Source organism: Oleiphilus sp. HI0128, assembly GCF_001635365.1.
Map to the genome: position 1 here is coordinate 1 of NZ_LWGG01000244.1, position 3,204 is coordinate 3,204.

A 3,204-nucleotide genomic window follows, 5' to 3' on the forward strand; every position below is an offset into this window, starting at 1 on the left:
TCTTAGGGTAACACTGGTGTATTTTGCGGTAACGTTTAATTTGCTTATATTCTGAGCGAATAAGATAGAAGATGAATGACTTAGCTAAGTAACTTAATATTCTTCATTAAGTTAAAGAAGTAAAAAGAATTAAATAAAAAAATATTATAGCTATATGTTATGGAGAGGTTTGTCGAATTGTTTACTTTTTATCCGCTTTGTAATTTGGCGTGTTTAAAAAATAGGCGACCTCTTGCTTTTGTAACGTTTTGTATCTTAACGCTATTCCTTCTGGCCTCCTGTACCTCTCCATCAATATATCTAGATAAAAACTTTAACCCTCCAGTCTACTTTGGGCAGCATGTTGTACGTAAGGGAGATACCTTATATGCCATCGCATGGCGCTATGGCCGTGAGATGAAGGAGTTGGCGAGAGAGAATGGAATAAAGTCGCCCTATGTGATTGTGCCGGGGCAAAAAATAAATTTAGAACGTCGCAAAAACTCACAGAAATCGAACTTGAAAATATCAAAATCAGGGTCTAAGAGAAGAGGGAATGTAACAGAACGTAAAGAAACTATGCAGAATGGTAAAAACGTAACAAGAGATAAAAAAACCAAGCACATCAAGAACATAAATTGGCAGTGGCCTCATCTTGGCCCGATACTTGCCATGTATTCTATAAAAGGTTCTGTAGGAACTTCCCGTTCAAGTGGAATGAGCAAAGGGAAGTCTGCGGGTACGACTCTCAATAAGGGGGTCGATATTACCGGCAATTTGGGTTCGCCAATATATGCGGCCGCTGATGGAGAAGTAGTTTATGCAGGCAATGGCTTGTTAGGCTACGGAAACTTGGTAATTATAAATCATAATGAAACTTACCTCAGCGCTTATGCACATAACCAGCGGATACTAGTTAAAGAAGGACAAAAAATAATAAAAGGTCGCAAGATCGCAGAGATGGGGAGCTCTGACTCAAAACAGGTAATGCTTCATTTTGAAATTCGGCGCAATGGTGAGCCGGTTGACCCAATGAAATATCTGCCTGCGAGATAAAACTATCCTAAAAGGGAAAAATGCCAGTTGCGAGGCTGGTAGCGTATTTATTTAAACAGCTAGGTTGCATCATCAAGGATCTTGATGAGCAAACAATAAAAAGCGAGGCAAGACAGATGTCAGCAGAAAGAGAAGCGTACTTTGACGATGTAGTAGAAATTGATGGCGTTGAATCAGAAGAGACAACGACTGAAAGTTGGGGTTTTGAGGAAGAGGCTGAGACAGTCGTCACTCCGATAACCGCGAAAAAGAAAGCTAAGAAGACAGGCATAGACGGTCGCTCATCAGAAAGTCAGTCATACCGTCAGCTTGATGCGACACAAATGTACTTGAATGAAATCGGATTTTCTCCGCTTTTATCCCCAGAAGAAGAAGTTTATTTTGCTCGCTTGGCGCAGAAAGGTGATGCGGCCGGGCGTAAGAGAATGATTGAAAGTAACTTGCGACTCGTTGTAAAGATCGCACGTCGCTATGTTAATCGTGGTTTGACTCTACTTGACCTGATTGAAGAGGGTAATTTAGGCCTAATTCGCGCAGTTGAGAAATTTGACCCAGAACGTGGTTTCCGCTTCTCTACTTATGCAACATGGTGGATTCGCCAAACTATTGAGCGCGCAATCATGAATCAGACGCGTACAATTCGTCTGCCTATTCACGTAGTAAAAGAGCTGAATTTATATCTGCGTGCTGCACGTGAGTTGACTCAAAAACTTGATCACGAGCCATCGCCAGAAGAAATTGCAGATTTGCTTGATAAGCCTGTTGCTGATGTTAAGCGCATGTTGGGCTTGAACGAGCGTGTTGCCTCTGTTGATATGCCTATCGGCGGCAGTAGCGACAAATCATTACTAGATACAGTTGCTGATGAGTCAGCGTCTGATCCTGCAGAGTTGCTGCAGGATAGTAACCTTAAAGGTAGCATTGATGGCTGGTTGGATCAGTTGTCTGGTAAGCAGCAAGAAGTTCTTTCTCGTCGCTTTGGTCTTCGTGGCTACCGTATGAGCACCTTGGAAGAGGTTGGTAAAGAGATTGGTCTAACTCGCGAGCGAGTTCGTCAGATTCAGGTTGAAGCACTTAAGCGACTCAGAGATATCCTTGAGAAGCAGGGCTTAAATGGCGAAACCTTGTTTAATAGTTGCTTCTAAGCTTCTTATGTATGCCGCAAATTTTGTGCAGGCATCAGAGTAAGTAAAAAATCCCCGCCTTTGGTGGGGATTTTTGCATTTACAGTTTTAAAATTCGCTGCTGCTGAGTCTGGGTCTTAATGTTGAATTCTATGTGGTATAAAACTTTTGCAAACAGTAACTTACTGAACTATTCTAACTAAAAGCTTTAAAAAGGCTGGTGGCGCTCCGATTCAGGGGCTTATTTAGATCTAGGGGCAGGTATTTGTTTTCGCTATTTAAAAAGAAATCGAAAGCTCAAGTAGTAGGGCTGGAAGTTCGCTCCAGCGGTATAGCTCTTGCTGTCGCTTCGAAAAATGAAGGCAAAAATGCGCTCATTACATTGTGTGATTATCGTGAGTGCAATGCGGCAGAGCGTGTATCAGTGCTGGAGTCACTTGTTGAAGAGCATGGCCTCGACGGTGCAACTTGTCGCGTCGTTTTGCCGGCAGATCAGTATCGAGTTTACCCTATCGAGAAGCCAAAAGTTGAAGAGAGTGAACTCGTCGATGCCGTTCGCTGGAAGCTAAAAGACCTACTCGACTATGACGTAAACGATGCGGTGCTGGATGTCTATGATTTTCCTCAGGATGCCCTAAAAGGACGTCCGGAACAGGTGAATGTTGTTTCCAGTCGGTCAGCTTTAATCCAGGATACCGTGAATCTCGTCAATAAGTCTGGTTTGGAACTAGAAACAATTGAGATCTCAGAGCTAGCGATTAGGAATATTGCCTTGCGACTAGCAGGTGATGATCAAAGACCCGTTGCGGTTTTATATCTTCGTCACGGTGCTGGAATGATTGTGTTGGTTAAAGGTGACACGCTTTACTTTTCCAGGCATTTTGACTTTTCTTTACAAGCGCTGAACGATGTCGCGCAGCAAAACTCGGTTATTCAGCAATTATCTTTAGAAATCCAGCGCTCATTTGATTACTTTGAAAGCCAGATGGCTCAAGTTCCTCCGCAAACGGTTGCACTGATGGGCCCTGCACCCAATATGCCATTA

Annotated in this window: 3 protein-coding genes; all 3 read left to right on the top strand. The window is 42.9% G+C overall.

The features are described 5' to 3' along the window. Nucleotides 1-177: 177 nt before the first annotated feature. Entirely contained in the window at nt 178-1,035 is an 858-nt protein-coding gene (locus A3763_RS03255) for a peptidoglycan DD-metalloendopeptidase family protein (RefSeq protein WP_197475974.1), read from the top strand. Between the two features lie 116 nt (nt 1,036-1,151). Continuing rightward, complete coding sequence (rpoS, locus tag A3763_RS03260) at nt 1,152-2,180, top strand: RNA polymerase sigma factor RpoS (protein ID WP_068513624.1); 1,029 nt, start codon at nt 1,152-1,154, stop codon at nt 2,178-2,180. Nucleotides 2,181-2,424: 244 nt separating this feature from the next. Beyond that, nucleotides 2,425-3,204, top strand: a 780-nt coding sequence (locus A3763_RS03265; RefSeq protein ID WP_068759882.1) for a hypothetical protein, incomplete at its 3' end; no start/stop codon positions are given.